Source organism: Nonomuraea sp. NPDC050643, from assembly GCF_040654715.1.
In the GTDB taxonomy this organism is placed as follows: domain Bacteria; phylum Actinomycetota; class Actinomycetes; order Streptosporangiales; family Streptosporangiaceae; genus Nonomuraea.
In genome coordinates this window covers 68242-83747 of sequence record NZ_JBFAIM010000045.1, presented here as the reverse complement: position 1 = coordinate 83747, position 15506 = coordinate 68242, and the positions used below count along the sequence as shown (strand labels likewise).

Annotated in this window: 13 protein-coding genes; 4 read left to right on the top strand and 9 right to left on the bottom strand. The window is 66.8% G+C overall.

The window, feature by feature from the left end; genetic code table 11:
• Window positions 1-2: 2 nt before the first annotated feature.
• From AB0I15_RS42830 to AB0I15_RS42805, 6 genes are read right to left on the bottom strand one after another with little or no spacing between them, the layout of a single operon-like run.
• Complete coding sequence (locus AB0I15_RS42830; protein WP_358109520.1) at window positions 3-941, bottom strand: acetylxylan esterase; 939 nt, start codon at window positions 939-941, stop codon at window positions 3-5.
• Window positions 942-978: 37 nt separating this feature from the next.
• Entirely contained in the window at window positions 979-2070 is a 1092-nt protein-coding gene (locus AB0I15_RS42825; RefSeq protein WP_358109517.1) for an ABC transporter ATP-binding protein, read from the bottom strand.
• Window positions 2071-2073: 3 nt separating this feature from the next.
• Window positions 2074-2967 carry a carbohydrate ABC transporter permease gene (locus AB0I15_RS42820; RefSeq protein ID WP_358109514.1) on the bottom strand — a complete coding sequence of 298 codons (894 nt, stop codon included), beginning with the start codon at window positions 2965-2967 and terminating at the stop codon, window positions 2074-2076.
• Window positions 2964-3869 (bottom strand): sugar ABC transporter permease, encoded by a 906-nt coding sequence (locus tag AB0I15_RS42815; protein ID WP_358109511.1) that lies wholly within the window; start codon window positions 3867-3869, stop codon window positions 2964-2966. The genes AB0I15_RS42820 and AB0I15_RS42815 overlap by 4 nt, the downstream gene beginning before the upstream one ends.
• Before the next feature lie 2 nt (window positions 3870-3871).
• A complete protein-coding gene (locus AB0I15_RS42810) occupies window positions 3872-5200 on the bottom strand; it encodes an extracellular solute-binding protein (protein WP_358109508.1) in 1329 nt (442 codons plus the stop codon).
• 10 nt (window positions 5201-5210) lie between these two features.
• Window positions 5211-6515 carry a hypothetical protein gene (locus AB0I15_RS42805; protein WP_358109505.1) on the bottom strand — a complete coding sequence of 435 codons (1305 nt, stop codon included), beginning with the start codon at window positions 6513-6515 and terminating at the stop codon, window positions 5211-5213.
• Between the two features lie 348 nt (window positions 6516-6863).
• Here AB0I15_RS42805 and AB0I15_RS42800 point away from each other — a divergent pair, with 348 nt between their 5' ends.
• Together AB0I15_RS42800 and AB0I15_RS42795 are read left to right on the top strand one after the other, a co-directional pair.
• Window positions 6864-8192, top strand: a complete 1329-nt coding sequence (locus tag AB0I15_RS42800; RefSeq protein ID WP_358109502.1) for a hypothetical protein — start codon at window positions 6864-6866, stop codon at window positions 8190-8192.
• The gene (locus AB0I15_RS42795; protein WP_358109499.1) at window positions 8189-8989 is read left to right on the top strand and encodes a transporter substrate-binding domain-containing protein; all 801 of its coding nucleotides are present in this window, start codon (window positions 8189-8191) and stop codon (window positions 8987-8989) included. Before AB0I15_RS42800 ends, AB0I15_RS42795 begins: the two co-directional genes overlap by 4 nt.
• Here the strand turns inward: AB0I15_RS42795 and AB0I15_RS42790 are convergent.
• From AB0I15_RS42790 to AB0I15_RS42780, 3 genes are all read right to left on the bottom strand, one after another.
• A complete protein-coding gene (locus AB0I15_RS42790; RefSeq protein ID WP_358109496.1) occupies window positions 8986-9996 on the bottom strand; it encodes an ABC transporter substrate-binding protein in 1011 nt (336 codons plus the stop codon). The genes AB0I15_RS42795 and AB0I15_RS42790 overlap by 4 nt on opposite strands.
• A gap of 152 nt (window positions 9997-10148) precedes the next feature.
• Complete coding sequence (locus AB0I15_RS42785; protein WP_358109493.1) at window positions 10149-11135, bottom strand: luciferase family protein; 987 nt, start codon at window positions 11133-11135, stop codon at window positions 10149-10151.
• 98 nt (window positions 11136-11233) lie between these two features.
• Window positions 11234-12043, bottom strand: coding sequence for an SAM-dependent methyltransferase (locus AB0I15_RS42780; protein ID WP_358109598.1), 810 nt, complete (start codon window positions 12041-12043; stop codon window positions 11234-11236).
• Window positions 12044-12992: 949 nt separating this feature from the next.
• Here AB0I15_RS42780 and AB0I15_RS42775 point away from each other — a divergent pair.
• The gene (locus tag AB0I15_RS42775; RefSeq protein WP_358109490.1) at window positions 12993-13538 is read left to right on the top strand and encodes a hypothetical protein; all 546 of its coding nucleotides are present in this window, start codon (window positions 12993-12995) and stop codon (window positions 13536-13538) included.
• Window positions 13538-15418, top strand: coding sequence for an ABC transporter ATP-binding protein (locus tag AB0I15_RS42770; protein ID WP_358109487.1), 1881 nt, complete (start codon window positions 13538-13540; stop codon window positions 15416-15418). The genes AB0I15_RS42775 and AB0I15_RS42770 overlap by 1 nt, the downstream gene beginning before the upstream one ends.
• Window positions 15419-15506: the final 88 nt, after the last annotated feature.

The window sequence follows — 15506 nt, the reverse complement described above, 5'->3', positions numbered from 1 at the left end:
GTTCACCGTCCCGGGGTGAGGTGTCCGGCAAGGAAGTCCTCCACGATCCGCATCACACCCGGCAGCCCGGCGTGGTGCGCGCAGTGCGGGTAGGCGTGCAGGGTGGTCTCACAGGTCAGCACCCGCCGCAGCGCGAACCCGGTCTCCGGCGGGCACACGTCGTCCTCGAGCCCGATGTACAGCAGCGTCGGCGCCCGCACCTTCGGCGCGAAGTTGAGCCCGTCGTAGTACGCGACCGTCTCCCGCACCCGGTCGACGTCCTTCGGGTGCAGCCGCAGGTACTCATTGATCTCCTCGTACGGGTACGACCGGGTCAGTGTCGGCGCGGTCATGATCCCGCACAGGTACGGCGCTCCCGCCGCAACGCACCGGATCACCTCCGGCATGAGCGCGGCTGTCGAGATCCCGAGGCCGCCGCCCTGACTCGACCCCTGCAGTCCGATCCGCAGATCGTCGACTTCCGGACGATCGAGCAGCACCTCGACCGCCCGCACCACGTCGAGGTAGAACCCGCGATACCCGTACGTGTTGCGGTCGACGATGTTGTGCGTCAGCAATCCCGGGTAGCCCGGGTTGAACACGCCGTTCGACCGCAGCTTGCCGCGCGGCGCCACCGCGAGCGCGGCGTACCCGAGCTCGGACCATTCCTTCGGGATCGTCGGCTCGGAGATGTAACCGGGGATCGTCACCAACGCCGGATACCGAGCCTGGTCCGGGGCCGGCCGATCGCGCGGGACGGTGTACCAGCCTGCGACCCGCAAACCGCCGTAGCTGGTGTAACGCAGATCGTAGACGATCACCTTGTCCGTGGACAGCGACGGCATCTCGGTGAGCACCGGGTCCAGCGGGTACGACGCGCAGTCCGCCAGGCCGGCCGCCCAGAACTCGTCGAAGTCGTCCGGCAGCTCGACCTCGACGATCGCATTCTCGGGGTTTCTCAAAAGCGGTCCTCTCGATAGGGGGCTTGCGGGGCGGTGCCTAGGCCCGATGCGGTGCGTGCAGCGCGGTGCCGTCGGAGGCCTTGAACAAATGCAGGCGGTTCTGGTCGAAGCCGACGTACACCGTGCTGTCGTGACCCAGCCGGAACGGCACTGGCACGCGGGCCTTCAGCAGCTCGCCGTCGATCCGGACCGTGACGAGCACGTCCGGGCCGAGCGGCTCGGACACGAACACCTTCCCGGGCTGGTAGCCCGGGACCGGGGTCGGCGACAACGTGATGTCCTCCGGCCGGACGCCCAGGACGACGGCCGGGTCGTCCGGCGAAACGTCGTACCGGCCCAGCTCCTGGCTCAACGCGCCGCTGCGGAAGGTCCGGACGCCGTCGACGTCGGCCAGCTCACCGGTGACGAAGTTCATCGGCGGCGAGCCCATGAACGACGCGACGAAACGGTTCGCCGGACGTTCGTAGATCTCCTCCGGCGTCGCGCACTGCTGGATCACGCCGTCGCGCATCACCGCGATCCGGTCCGACATCGTCATCGCCTCGACCTGGTCGTGGGTGACGTAGATGAACGTCCGGGCGACATCGACGTGCAGCCGCTTGATCTCCGCGCGCATCAGCACCCGGAGCTGCGCGTCCAGGTTGGACAACGGCTCGTCGAGCAGGTACGCGCCGGCATCCCGCACGATCGCGCGACCGAGCGCGACCCGTTGCCGCTGGCCACCGGACAGCTCGCGCGGCTTGCGATCCAGCAGGTCCTCGATGTCCAGCGTCCGGGCCGCCTGCAGCACCTGCTCGGCGATCGTCGCCTTGGGCACCCGCATCATCTTCAGCGCGAACCCGATGTTCTGCCGGACCGTCTTGTGCGGATAGAGCGCGTAGCTCTGGAACACCATCGCGACGTCGCGCTTGTTGGCCGGCAGCCAACTGACCGGCTTGCCGTCGAAGAAGATGTTGCCCTCGGAGGCCCGTTCCAGGCCGCAGATCATCCGCAGGGTCGTCGACTTTCCGCAACCGGACGGGCCGACCAGGGTGAGGAACTCCCGATCCTCGATGGTCAGATTCAGGTCGTTCACCACGGTCTTGCCGCCGAACGACTTGGTGATGCCTTCGAGTCGAACCTCTGCCATCTGTCAGCCCTTCACGGATCCGGCGGCCATGCCCTGGACCAGCTTGCGCTGGAAGAGCAGGGCCAGCACCAGAGGTGGGACGACCGCGAGCACGCCGGCCGCGGCCATCACGGTGAACTGGGTGTTGAAGTCGGTGGCGAAGTTCGCCGCCACCACCGGGATCGTCTTCGCCGCCTTCGTACTGGTCAGGAACAACGCGAACATGAACTCGTTCCACGCGGTCATGAACGCGAACACCGCGGCCGCGACCAGCCCCGGCGCCGCGACCGGCAGGAACACCGACCACATGGTCCGGAACCAGCCGCACCGATCCACCCGGGCCGCCTCCTCGAGCTCGCGCGGCACCGAGCGGAAGAAGTCCTTCAGGATCCAGATCGTGATCGGCAGCGCGAACGTCGTGTACGACAGGATCAGCGCCAGGTAGGTGTCCAGCAGCCCGAGCGTCCGCATCAGCAGGTAGAACGGGATGATGATCGCGATCCCCGGCACCATCCGGGTGAGCAGGTAGAGCACCAGCAGCACCTGACTGCCACGGAACTTCAGCCGCGAGAACGAGTACGCCGCGAACGTGGCCAGCACGAGATTCAGGACCGCCGTCGAGGTGGCGACGATCAGGCTGTTCCGCAAGGAGTACGGCGTCTCGTCGATCGCCCGGCCGCCGACGAGTTGCTGGGCCTCACTCGGATGGATGAAACCGAGATAGTTCTCCAACGTCGGGTGGCTCGGAATCCAGTGCGGCGGAACGGCGATCGCATCCACCTCGCGCATGAAGCTCATCGCGACGATCCAGTAGAACGGCAACACCAGATACAGCGCGAACGCGACCGCCAGCACGTACAGGACGATCTTCTTCCAGGGGATGCGGTAGCGCAGGGGGACCTTCACCACGGTGCTCATACCTCGAAGTTCCCCTTCCGGTAGAGCAGGCCGATATAGCCCACCGAGATCAGGAGGGTGATCGCGGTGATCACCCAGGCGTAGGCGCTGCCCAGGCCGAAGTCGGTGAAGGTCAGGACGGTCTGCACGTCGAGCAGGGCGATGGTGGTGGTCGCGTCACCCGGTCCGCCACCGGTCAGCACGTAGATGGTGTCGAAGGCGCGGAACGCGTTCATCGTCTCGAGAATCAGCACGATCAGCAGTGGGTGCAGCAACCACGGCACCGTCACCTGGACGAACCGCTGCACCGCGCCCGCTCGGTCGACGGTGGCGGCGTCGTACAACTCGGAGGGGATGGTCGACAGTCCGGCGAGCAGGATGATGACCGAGAACGGGAGCGTGTTCCACACCTGGGCCAGGGCGGTGAACAGGAACGCGCCGGTCCCGGACGTCAGCCAGGCGTGATAGCCGTCGATCAGTCCGAGCTGCGTCAGCAGGCCGTTCAGGGCTCCGGTCTTCGCGTCGAAGATGGTCCGCCACATCAGGCCGTTCACCACCCCCGGCATGGCCCAAGGCAGCAGAGCCAGGCTGAGCAGCAGACCGCGGCCGCGGAACTGCTCGTTCAGCACCAGCGCCAGGATCAGCGCGAGCACGACGGTCAGCCCGAGCACCACGAGGACGAACAGGGCCGACACCTTCAGCGCGGACAGGAAGGCCTGATCGCTGAGCAGGGCCTGGTAGTTGTCGAAGCCGATGAACTTGTTCGCCCGCGGGCGCTTCAGGTTGTTCCGTTGCAGGCTGACCCAGAACGAGTACGCGATCGGGTAGGCGACCAGCAGGGCGATCACGATCATGGCCGGCGCGTTCAGCGCCCAGGCCTTGGCGGTGTCGCCCAGCGGCCGGCGTTCGGCGAGGACGGCCATCCTCAGCTGTACTTCTTCTTCAGCGTGTCGACGGACTGCGCCAAGCTCGCCACCGCCGCGGACGGCTGCGTCTGGTTGCTCAGCACCCCCTGCACGACCTTGTGCATCTCGATCTCGAACTCGGTGTACCACGGCACACCGAGCACGTTGCGCGGCTTGGCGATCTCGCCCAGGTGGGCGTAGATGGCGGGGTCGGCGAACTTCTTCAGCGACGCGACGATCTCCGGATCGGTCGCCATCGACTTGTAGGCGAACCCGAGACCACGCTGCAGGAACCAGAACTTCGCGGTGTACGGCTTCTTGTTCGCGTCGAGTCCGCCCAGGTAGGTGAGCAGCTTGAACGCGTTGTCCTTCACCTCGGTGTCCTTGGCCAGCGCATAGAGCCGGGTGTTGCTGACCGTCCCGTGCACCTGACCATCGAGGCTCGGTACCAGCGCCATCCGGATCTTGCCCGCGGCCTTGGACTTGGTCGCGTCGTTGTAGTCGCGGCTCGCGTACCGCGCGCCGATCGTGTACGCGTACCGGTTCGCCTTCATCGCGTTGTCGATCGGGACCGCCAGCAGTTGCAGGCAGGCCGGGTCGATCACCTTCGACTTGGTCGCCGCCTGCTGCAGCCAGGCGAAGACGTCCTTCACCACGGAGTCGGTGGTGTTCATGATCGGCGTCTGCTGGTCGTCGAACATGTTGCCGCCGCTGCCGAAGACCAGCGCCCACACCCAGGACCACCAGGTGTCGGACAGTTGCGCCGGTACGCCGATCGGGTACTCCAGGAGGCCGGCGCTCTTGATCTTGACTGCCTGCGCCTCCAGTTCCTCCAGACTGGCAGGGGGTTTCGTGATCCCGGCCTTGGCCAGGATGTCGGCGTTGTAGGTCAGGCAGTTGGAGTCGGTGTAGTACGGCAGGCCGTAGCGCTTGCCCTGATAGGTCATCGCGGCCGCGTTGCCCGGGTAGATCGCGCCGTACACCTCGTCGACGCCCGGCATGCCGTCGAGCGGCTGCAGGTAGTCCCCCTCGACCCAGCCCGCGAGGGAGTCGTCGTAGACATAGAGGGCGTCGGGGCCGCCGCCACCGGTGAACTCGGCGACGACCTTCTGCACGTACTGGGCACTCGTGATCGGGGTGTAGTTGACCTTGATGTTGCTGGTCTTGGTGAAGTTGTCGAGGTTCTGCTGGACGAGCGCGGCCTCGTAGTCCCAGCCCTCGAACTTCACGCTGCCGTCGCCGGCGCCTGCGGACTTGTCGTTGGAGCAGGCGGACAGCAGGGGCGATGCGGCGGGCAGGGCCAGCCCGAGGCCGGCGTACTTCAGGATCTGGCGGCGGTTGAGCTCCATGGTCGTCCCTTCAACGCGATGGGCGCAGTAACGCTTGGGCAATGCGTAGCCGGTACAGACGCGTCGGGCGTCCTTTCGGATGGTGCTGAGCAGTGCCTTCGACGCTCACCAGGCCCCCAGCGTCGAGTGTGCGGATCAGCCGGCGGCCGCTCTGATCCGTGATGCCGAGATGGCCGGCGAGCTCACCGGGCGAGATCGCGCGACCTTCCAGCTCGTGGTCCAGTGCCGCCAGGCGGGAGACGGTCGCGGCGCTGAGGCCGACGGACTTCGCGAGCTGTTCGACGTCGTCGCCGTGCTCGCGGTACGAGTAGCTGAGCGCCGCCCGGACCGGCCCCATCGGGCCGATGATCACGCCGCTGTCCTCGATCAGGTAGCCGCACGGCTCGCTCTCCCGCTCGGCCCGGGCGGCCGCCTGTTCGGCCAGGGCCACACAGTTACGGGCGGACGCGCCGACGCCGAACCCGGCCGAGACCTGCGCACCGAGCGCCGCGGCCGCCTCGGCGAGCGCGGGTACGGCGACCCAGTTGCGGGTGATGCGCTCGAACAGGGCCTTGTGGGCGAAGACGACGACACCGCGCCGGCCGCGGTCCTCGATCCACGCGCCGGCGAACTCGGGGGTGTTGAGCAGCAGATTCATCAGGCCGATCCGGGCGCGTTCCTCGTCCTGCGAATGCGAGATCAGGAAGACTCCGGCGGCGAAGCGTTGTGCGCTGGCCCGCTCGGACTCGATCCGGAGCGCGAGCTCGTGCAGCTCGGTCCGGATCGTCGCCGGCACCGGCATGCCGCTCATGATCGGGATCTCGCCGGACAGTCGCTCGCGGACGGCGGCGCGGACGCTGATCACGTAGCTGCGGTCGCCGAACCGGTGGTAGGCGGAACGGTGGAACTCGACGATGTCCTCCACGGACTGCGTGGGGGCGTACGGCAGGCAGTCGATGGCGTCGGCGTCGAGTTCGAGCGCGGCGGCGACCGCGTCGACCGCCTCGGCGGGAAAGGTGTCGATGCTGACCGGGGTGCGACCCCAGCCACGCTCCTGGGCGCGGTAGAGCGCGAGGGTCAGGTCGAGCGCCGACGAGCGGATCACGCCGACCGGGAGGCCGGGTGGGAGGAGCGCGCGGCTGGCCGTGTACGGGACCGGGCCGGCCAGGAAACCGTCGAGCCGGGTCGTGCTCAGGAACTCGGCGACCTTGGCGTGGATCTCGTCCTCATGGTCGTAGCTGACCCACTCCAGGTCGACCCCACCGAGCGTGTTCGCGGCCTCCCGGAACAACTCCCCGTGCGTCGAGTGGGTCACCACTCCGATCACAATCGCCACACGACACCCCTTTACGAACCAGGTTCGTAAATGACTCGTAAATCCGATGCCGACCAAACTCCCCCCTCCCGGGGTCCAGGTCAAGGGCTCAGCCCAAAAGAAATTGCTCGGTAACAAAGCCGGGGGCCCAGGTGAACGGCTCCGGCCCGTCATCGGCGCGGTGTCGAGTGATCCCTGCCAGGCCGGGCCGCGCTCGAAATCGACGACCTTGCGGGCGTGGTCTTCGCGGAGCCGTCTGCCTCTTGCGGATTTGCCGCCTTCGCAGCCATGCTCGATTTCCCAGCACGAGCTGATCTCGGGAGGCGCGGTGTACGCCAACGATCCCGGCGTCTCCCGCGGGAGCAGCCCATGACGGTGACGGCGATGCCTCCGGTCCTGCGCGGAGAGTCGGTCTCCGGGCGGCTGCGCACGCTGGCCGGACTGTCCCTGCTGACCCTGACGCTGCTGCTGGCCGCGATCCTGGCCGGCGCGGCGAGTACGGGCTCCGGCCTGCGGACGATCGGGCATGACGCGGGGCCGCAGGTGCTCGCCACTACCGGCCTGTATCGGCAGATGTCGGAAATGGACGCGCTGGTGGCCGAGACCCTGCTGCTGGGCAGGGAGTACGGCCCGCAGCAGCAGGCCGACCTGACCAGCTATGATCAGCGACGGCTGGAGATCTCCGAGAGCCTGCTCAAGGCCTACCGGCTGGCCCTGGACAACCCCGCCGAGCAACGTACGGTCGAGTCGCTGATCGAGGGGCTGGGCCGCTACGAACGGCTGGCGGCCCAGGCCCGGCTGCTGGACATGCAGTCCGAGCACACCGCGGGACAACCGCCCGACCACGTGGTCCAGGCCTATCAGAAGGCCACCGACCTCATGCACCGCGAACTGCTCCCCCAGGCCTACAACCTGACGCTGGAAACCGGGACGATCGTCAGGCGCGCGCACGAGGCCGAGCGCTCGGCCACCTCGCTGGCCCGCTCAGCCATCATCGTCACCGGGCTGCTCGCGCTGGTCTGCCTGCTGAACCTGCAGGTCTATCTGACCCGCAGGTTCCGCCGGGTCTTCGCGCCGGCCCTGGTGGTCGCCACCGTGCTCACCGCGGCCGGCCTGGTGACCGGTACGGCCCTGCTCAACCGGCAGGGCCAGGCACTGGAGGAGGCCAAGCGCGACGGCTTCGACTCGGTGCTCACCCTGACCAGAGCGCGGGCGATCAGCAGGAGCATGCACGGAGACCAGAGCCGCTACCTGCTCGACCGCTTCCGCAAGGACACCTACGAACACACCTTCCTGGACAAGTCCCGGACGATCGCGGCCGTCGAGTCCACCAGCCTGCCCGACTACCAGAGCAAGCTGCGGGCGAACTTCCAGGGCCTGCTCGGCACATCGACGGGCCAGGACCGGGAACGGCTCTTCGCCGCCTACCAGAAGTTCCAGCAGGCGGACGCGCGGATGCGGACCTTGTCGGGCGAAGCGGCGATCAAGTTCTGGGACGGGGAGCTCACCCAGGCCTACGAGGGCTACGACAAGGTGCTGGAGGGGCTGATACGGCGGCACGAGTCCGACTTCGAGCGCGCCGTCGACAACGGCGACAGAGCCCTGGAAGCACTGTGGCGATCGGTGCCCGCCGGGCTGGCCGCCGGTGCCCTGCTCATCCTGATCGGCATCTGGCCACGGCTCAGGGAGTACCGGTGAGAAGACTGCTGATCTGCCTGTTCCTGCTGCTCACCGCCTGCGGCGCCACACGGCCGGAATCCCTCGTGGACAAGGACGAAGTGACCGTCGCCATCCGCTCCGACGTCCCGCTCATCAGTTTCAAGGGGCGGTACGGAGCCTACGACGGCTTCAACATCGACGTGGCAGAGGATCTCATCTCCCGACTGGGCAAGCGGATCCGCTGGCTGGAGATCAAGGCCGGCGACCAGCTCACCGTGCTGACGGACGGGCGTGCCGACCTGGTCTTCGCCCACATGTCGGTCACCCCGGAGCGGAAGAAGGTGATCGACTTCGCCGGGCCGTACCACGTCGACTTCCAGGACATCGCGGTACGGCCGGCCGACAAGGGCGTCATCCGCGACGTTCGCGATCTGGAGGACCGCAAGATCTGCTGGGTGCGCGGCACGAACATCGCCCAGCGGATCGTCGACGAGCGCCGGGTCAAGGCGATCCCCGTCTCCGCACCCGACTACAACGTCTGCCTGGAGATGATCGAGGACGGCAGGATCGACGCCATCTCCACCAACAGCCAGATCCTGGCGGGGCTGCTCACCAAGCCGGGCGTCGACCTGCACCTGGTCGGCGCGACCTTCAACGAGCAGCGCACATCGATCGGCGTCCGCAAGGGCGACGTCGACGGCTGCGAGGAGCTCAACCGGGCCATCACCCAGATGTACCAGGACGGCACGGCGCACATGTTGCTGGACAAGTGGTTCGGCAGGTCGGGCATCGACCTGTCGGTGATCTCGGTTCCGCAGTTCGAGGGGTGCTCCTAGGCGGGCGGCCCGGCGATCTCCGCTCCGAACCTGTCGACGAGCGCCTGCTTGGCACGCCCAGCGACCTCCACATCGTAGGAGACCAGCTTGACCGTCGCCAGGTCGACCGCCTTGGAGTGCGCCGGCACCTTGGTGTTGGTGGGCAGGGCATAGAACTTCACCAGCGGTCCGAGCCGCTGGGACGCGCCGCTCAGCGCCCAGTCGACGTACTTGCGTGCGCTGCCGGGGTTGTGGGCCCCAGCCAGCACCGCCAGGCCACCGAGCTCGTATCCGGTGCCTTCCTGCGGAAAGGTCACCTGCAGGTTCGGATAACCCTGCTCCTGGGCGGCGACGCAGTCATGGGAGAAGACGACGCCGACCGCCGCCTCCGCCTTGGCCACCTGCAAGGCCGCCGCGCCGCCGGCCGCGTTGTATCTCAGCACGTTCGGGTGAAGCCTGCTCATGTAGCCGAGCGCGGCGTCCTGATCGCGGCCGCTGAGCTCCATTTGCGTCCACAGTCCGGCGTAGGCGGTTCCGGAGGTGGCCGGATGGGCGATGGCGACGCCGCCGCGCAACCGCTCGTCCAGCAACTCCCGCCAGGAGCGGATCGGCTGCATGCCTCGTTTGGCCAGCTCTTTGGTGTTGTTGCAGAACGCCAGCACGCTGACGTAGATCCCGCTCCAGGCGTTCTCCCGATCAGCCCACCCCTGCTGGATTTCGCCGGATTTTTCGGATTTGTACGTCTCTAGTAATCCCTGCCCCTTGGCGGCCACGTAGGAGGCGGCCTCACCGCCATGCCAGACATCGAACTCCTGCCGCGCCCTGGCCGCCTTGATCCGCTCCAGCGCCTCCCCACTCGACAGCCGGACGAAGTCGGCCTCCACACCGGTGGAATCGGCGAACCTCTTGACCATCATCGCGCACCATCGCTCGCTCGCGCCGCACGCGACCGTGATCTTGTCCCGTCTCGGCGTCGAACAGCCCGCGGCCACCAGAACCACGACCAAGGCGATGGCCAACGGCCTCATTGCCCCTCCAAGGGGTGCGCCGACGTCTCTCCCGCGTACCGACCCCATTCGACACTCCGTCGCGACAGCCACGCAAGCGATCTCCGCTCGGGCACGCCGGAGGCGTACTACGGCTCCAGCACCAATACGCGATGGGCCAGATCGCCTGAAGGTCACTCGTTCGCTTTGATCGCCACGCTGACCAGCGCGAGGAGCAGGTCGAGATCGACCGAGGTCTCCACCGGGACGGCCACCCACCCTCGCTCCTCACCCATCCCCAGATGCGTACAGGCGCACAGGACGGCACGCAAGCGGTCGATCACGGGGACGGTCAGGTGCAGGTGCGCGCTGCCGGAGTCTGGCAGCCGGACGATCTCATGACCGCCGCTGGTGAAAACGGCCCCCGCCGTAGTGGGAACGAACACCAGAGCAGGCCAGGACCGCAACTGGTGCACGGCCTGGTTCACAAGGGAGGCCCGGCGCTCACGCAAAGCCCCCCGGGATAGTGCCACAGCCTCCATGCTGCCCGGCCTGCGCACCGCGCGGTAACCCGCTGTTCTCCAACCGTTACCCGGCCATGACACCTCCGCAACGCCCCGCCGCCGTCGGTCAAGAAGCAGCACACCCGGAGTCGGAACCGTCGCCGCAACAGGGCACGATCGGATCGGTTCGCCTGCTCGGGAGGTCCTGCACCTGCGGGTCGTCGACCGGGGTGTCGTCCCGCACATGGCCCAGCAGTTGCCCGACCAGCCCGGCCCAGCGGGTCTTGGCCTCCTCGACCGCCTCCGGGCCGCCGCCGCCAGGCCCTGGGCCATCTGTACGCGCTGCTCGTCGGTGAAATGGCTCTCCAGCACAGAGATCATCTCCAAGGTCGTCATGAACTGGTGCGGATCGGGCATCGACCCTGCCTCCAGCCGCTGCAGCAGTCCGCCGACCTGCTGGATGAGCTGCTGAATCGTCTCCGCCTGCACGGTGAGCCGGCCCAATTGCGCCACCAGCAGACCGCGCATCCCCGCCACGTCCTCCGACGAGGCCGCGAGCACACCCTTGATCTCCTCCAGCGGGATCCCGAGCGCACGTAGCGCCCGCACGCGGTACAGCCGCCGCATGTCCTCCGCGGTATAGCGGCGGTGGCTCGAGGCGGTCCGCCCGCTCGCCAATGCTCCGTCGGCGGCTGGCGGCGTCTTTCCCGATCACGACAGCAACGCTTGAACCTCTCGCTACGTGAGGTTCAAGCCCACACCCTGGAAGCGATCATCTAGCGTTTGCGGACGATCCCACACCACTGGTCGACCTCGACAGGCAGACTGCCGTCGTACTCCGGCTCCGCCCGCCAGCGTGAGCACGAGACCCACCCCGGCTCCACCACCTCGTGTCCGTCGAAGAACGCGGCGATCCGCTCGGGAGTCCGCAGCTTCAGTTTCGGTTGGGCGTCCAGGTTCCATACGCGTACCGCCTCGGCGGTGGCCTCACCGTTGACCGCTGTGGTGGTGTTGGCCACCACCATGTAGCTCCCGGACGGCACGGCGGCCAGCAATCGGTCGATGATGCGCTGCAGTTCGTCATCGTCGCTGATGAAGTGCATGATGCCCAGCAGCATGATCGCCACCGGCTGGGAGAAGTCGAGCGTCTTGGCCGCCGACTGAAGGATGGTGTCGGGGTCGCGCAGATCAGCCTCGATGTAGTCGGTGGCGCCTTCCGCGGAACTGGTCAGCAGGGCTCGTGCGTGCACGAGCACCAGCGGGTCGTTGTCGACGTACACGATCCGCGACTCGGGGGCCACCCGCTGCGCGACCTCGTGGGTGTTGTCCTGGCTCGGCAGCCCCGTGCCGATGTCGAGGAACTGCCGCACCCCCTCCTCAGCGGCCACGTATCGCACAGCCCGCCCCAAGAACAGCCGGTCGGCCCGGGCCAGCTCGATCACCACCGGAAAGATCTTCCGGACCCGGTCACCGACCTCCCGGTCCGCGGCGAAATTGTCCTTGCCACCCAGCCAGTAATTCCAGATCCGCGCCGTGTGCGGCACGTGCGACCGGATTTTGTCCGTACGACCGGGTTCGTCGGCCATCATCAACCTTCCATAAGCTGCGGGGAGTCACCAAAAGTTACTGGGCCCAGCGTTGACCGAGGCGTCACAGGCCAACGGAGCCCATGACAGATCGACGGAACATTTGGTCAAGAACACGCGTGCACTTGGTCAAAGACACTGTAGGTCGCAGTGTTCACATTGTGCCACCAACCAGCGGGCAAAGCCTCGCACATGGGTGGATCAACGATCTTGTGGCGCCCGGCCACCGGCCGGGCCACCGGGCGATCGCCTGATCAACGGCTCTCGCCGCCGGGGGTGCCGGGAGGCGCACCGCACCGCGTTGGCCCGTGGCCGTCCCAAGCAACCCTTCCCACGCTCCGGACGGCAGTTCCATGGTGGAGCGCTCGGCAGTCCGCGGCGGCTGCGCGGTCAGGGCCGGCGGATCGAACGGATCGGCGGTGACGTGCTCCACACAGCGGGGAGCACGTCGGATCCGGGGGCGATGACACACGACAGACGCACGACAGCCCAGTGAAAGATATCTTCGGCACAATGTTCTTCGTGAGGTCAGGAAGCCCCGCAGGCGGCTTCCGCTTCGCGCACATCGCTTCCTTGCACCAGTCGAATTCACCTCGACATTTCTCCGTCACCCAGGGGCGACTTTTACCGGGCAATCAACTCTCGGAGGCATTAAATGACCCTGCTCACGCGCTTCAGCGACCGGCTGGTAGAGCTCGTCGCACCTCGGACCACCGCCGCGGCCACGGTCGTGCAGTACTGCGGCTGCTGGAGGGACAACATCTTCACCGACAAATATCATAATTACAAGAACTGCGAGTGGGTGGGCCAGCCTGGCGGACCCCTGAAGTGCGGAGAATGCTACACAAGTGATGTTGTGTGCGGATAACGCCGCCACCTGCATCGATTCGGGCGACGCCATGATGGTGTCCTTGAATCGATGCCATGTGGCGCGAGATTTAAACTTGTCATGACTCCTGTAATCATCTCCCTCGTCGGCCTCACCCTCCTTTGTACGTTCAATCTCGCCTTCACGTACGGCGTCATCCGGCGACTACGAGAGCACGGCGATCTGCTGGCGACGAGAACGGCGCCTGGCACCCCGGTGAGGCCTCGAATCGCAGACGGCGAGCCGGTGGGTGAATTCTCTGCGCTCACCAACGATGGCATGGTCATCGACCGCGGTTTTCTCGCCGACCGCACTCTGGTGGCCTTTTTCTCCACCGACTGCGACTTCTGCCATGAGCAGTTGCCGATATTCGTTGACTGGGCGGCGCGGCAGGCCGGCGGTTCCATCGGCGTCCTCGCCGTCGTGGAAGGTCCGGAGGAGGTTGCCCACCGCATGGCCGCCGACCTGGAACCTGTCGCCAAGGTCGTGACGGTGACCGACTCGCACGCGGGCATCACCGCTGCGTTTCAGGTGAAGGCGTGGCCGAGCTTCTTGTACGTCGCGGACGGCGTTGTTCGGGGAAGCGCTCTTCGCGCCGCTGAGCTACCGTCCACGGTGGCCGCTTGATGTCGACTCCGGCGACGGCCACGACGGGAACCGGAGCGGCACGCGGGTCGGTTCTGGCGGCGGCTCTGGCGATTTTCTGGCGGGCGGCCCCCCGGTATCTCCTCCTGCTCGCCGTGTGCAGGATCGTCTCTGGGACGCTTCCCGTGGGCGTGGCCTGGTTGACCAAGAACGTTTTCGATCAACTCGCTTCGCCCGGTGGGTCCGTGAGCGGTGTCCTCCCGGTCGCCGGCGCTCTTGCGGGCGCGACGCTGGTCGGCGCGGTCCTGCCGCGTGTCGGGCAATACCTTCAAGCCCAGGGTGAGCGGTCCGTCCGTCTCCTGGTACAGGATCGGCTGTTCACCGCGGTGGGCCGGTTTTCGGGGTTGGCCCGCTTCGAGGATCCGGTCTTCCTGGATCGGCTGCGGCTGGCGCAGCAAGCCGGTGGCCAGGCCCCCTGCCATATCGTCAGTACCGCTTTGAGCCTGCTGGCCGCCGTCCTGTCGGGGTCGGGGTTCTTCGGTTCGCTCGTCATCATCAATCCGGTCATGGCGGGTACGGTGACTCTGGCCGCCGTACCGATCTACGCCGCGGAACTTCACCTCTCTCGACGCAATGTGGCGATGATGTGGAAGGTCAGCCCTGTGGAACGGCGGGAATGGTTCTACGCGAGCCTGCTGTCGACCGTTGAGGCGGCGAAAGAACTGCGGTTGTTCGGGACCGGGCCGTTCCTGCACCGGCGGATGCTCACCGAACGGATCAGCATCAACCGGGAACACGCCCTTGTCGACCGGCGCGAGCTGACCGTGCACGGCGGTCTCGCGTTCTTCGCGGCGGCGATCGGGGGCGGAGGACTCATCTGGGCGATCGTCGCCGCTTCATCCGGCCGCATCGGAATCGGTGACGTGGCGATGTTCGTCGCAGCGGTCGCCGGTATCCAGAGCGCCATCAACTCGGCGACGTCGGCCACGGCGGCGGCACATCAGCAGCTCCTCATGTTCGACCACTATCTGACGGTGATCCATGCTGAGCCGGATTTGCCCTCACCTTCCGTCGCGCGGCCCGTGCCTCCCTTGCGTTCAGGCATCGAACTGCGGGACGTCTGGTTCCGATATTCGGACGAGCACCCATGGATCCTGCGAGGGGTGAACCTGTTCATCCCGTCCGGCGGAGCGACGGCGCTGGTGGGCCGGAATGGGTCAGGCAAAAGCACATTGGTGAAACTGTTGTGCCGATTCTATGACCCCACTCGTGGAGCGATTCTGTGGGACGGCGTCGACCTGCGCGACCTTCCCGTGGCCGAACTCCGGCAGAAAACGGGAGCGGTCTTTCAGGACTTCATGCAGTACGACATGACCGCGGCCGAGAACATCGGACTGGGTGACCTCGCCACCATCGACGACCGGAAGGAAATCGTACGGGCTGCCCGGCTTGCCGGAATCCACGAGTCGATCGCCGAGCTGCCCCGCGGATATGACACCCTCTTGACTCGCATGTTCTCCGCAAGCCCTGACGCGGAAGGCACGGACGCGGGGGCGCCGCTGTCGGGCGGGCAATGGCAGCGCGTGGCGCTGGCTCGCGGCCTGCTCAGGGACAGGCGCGATCTCCTCATTCTCGACGAACCCACGTCAGGCCTCGACCCGATGGCCGAGTACGAAATACATTCCAGCCTGCACGCGCATCGCGCCGGCCTGACCAGCCTGCTCATATCCCATCGCCTCGGGACGATTCGAGACGCCGACCATATCGTCGTGATATCCGCCGGACGGATCGAGGAACGCGGCACCCACGACGAACTCATGGCACTGGAGGGCCTGTACGCCAGGCTTTTCCGCCTCCAAGCCAGCCAGTACCAGGTAGAACCCCGTCCGGCGAGCAATCGGCCGTACGGTGCGACGCCGTAGATGCCGCAGGCCGCCGAGCGGAAGATCGGCCTACACGTGATCGAGCAGGGCATCGACATCGACACCGACGAAGGCCGGGATGCTCAGT

Coding starts and splice junctions, on each gene's coding strand:
- AB0I15_RS42800 (WP_358109502.1), top strand. CDS start 6,864: ATGACGGTGACGGCGATGCCTCCGGTCCTGCGCGGAGAGTCGGTCTCC.
- AB0I15_RS42815 (WP_358109511.1), bottom strand. CDS start 3,869: ATGGCCGTCCTCGCCGAACGCCGGCCGCTGGGCGACACCGCCAAGGCC.
- AB0I15_RS42810 (WP_358109508.1), bottom strand. CDS start 5,200: ATGGAGCTCAACCGCCGCCAGATCCTGAAGTACGCCGGCCTCGGGCTG.
- AB0I15_RS42825 (WP_358109517.1), bottom strand. CDS start 2,070: ATGGCAGAGGTTCGACTCGAAGGCATCACCAAGTCGTTCGGCGGCAAG.
- AB0I15_RS42775 (WP_358109490.1), top strand. CDS start 12,993: ATGACTCCTGTAATCATCTCCCTCGTCGGCCTCACCCTCCTTTGTACG.
- AB0I15_RS42790 (WP_358109496.1), bottom strand. CDS start 9,996: ATGAGGCCGTTGGCCATCGCCTTGGTCGTGGTTCTGGTGGCCGCGGGC.
- AB0I15_RS42820 (WP_358109514.1), bottom strand. CDS start 2,967: ATGAGCACCGTGGTGAAGGTCCCCCTGCGCTACCGCATCCCCTGGAAG.
- AB0I15_RS42770 (WP_358109487.1), top strand. CDS start 13,538: ATGTCGACTCCGGCGACGGCCACGACGGGAACCGGAGCGGCACGCGGG.
- AB0I15_RS42780 (WP_358109598.1), bottom strand. CDS start 12,043: ATGGCCGACGAACCCGGTCGTACGGACAAAATCCGGTCGCACGTGCCG.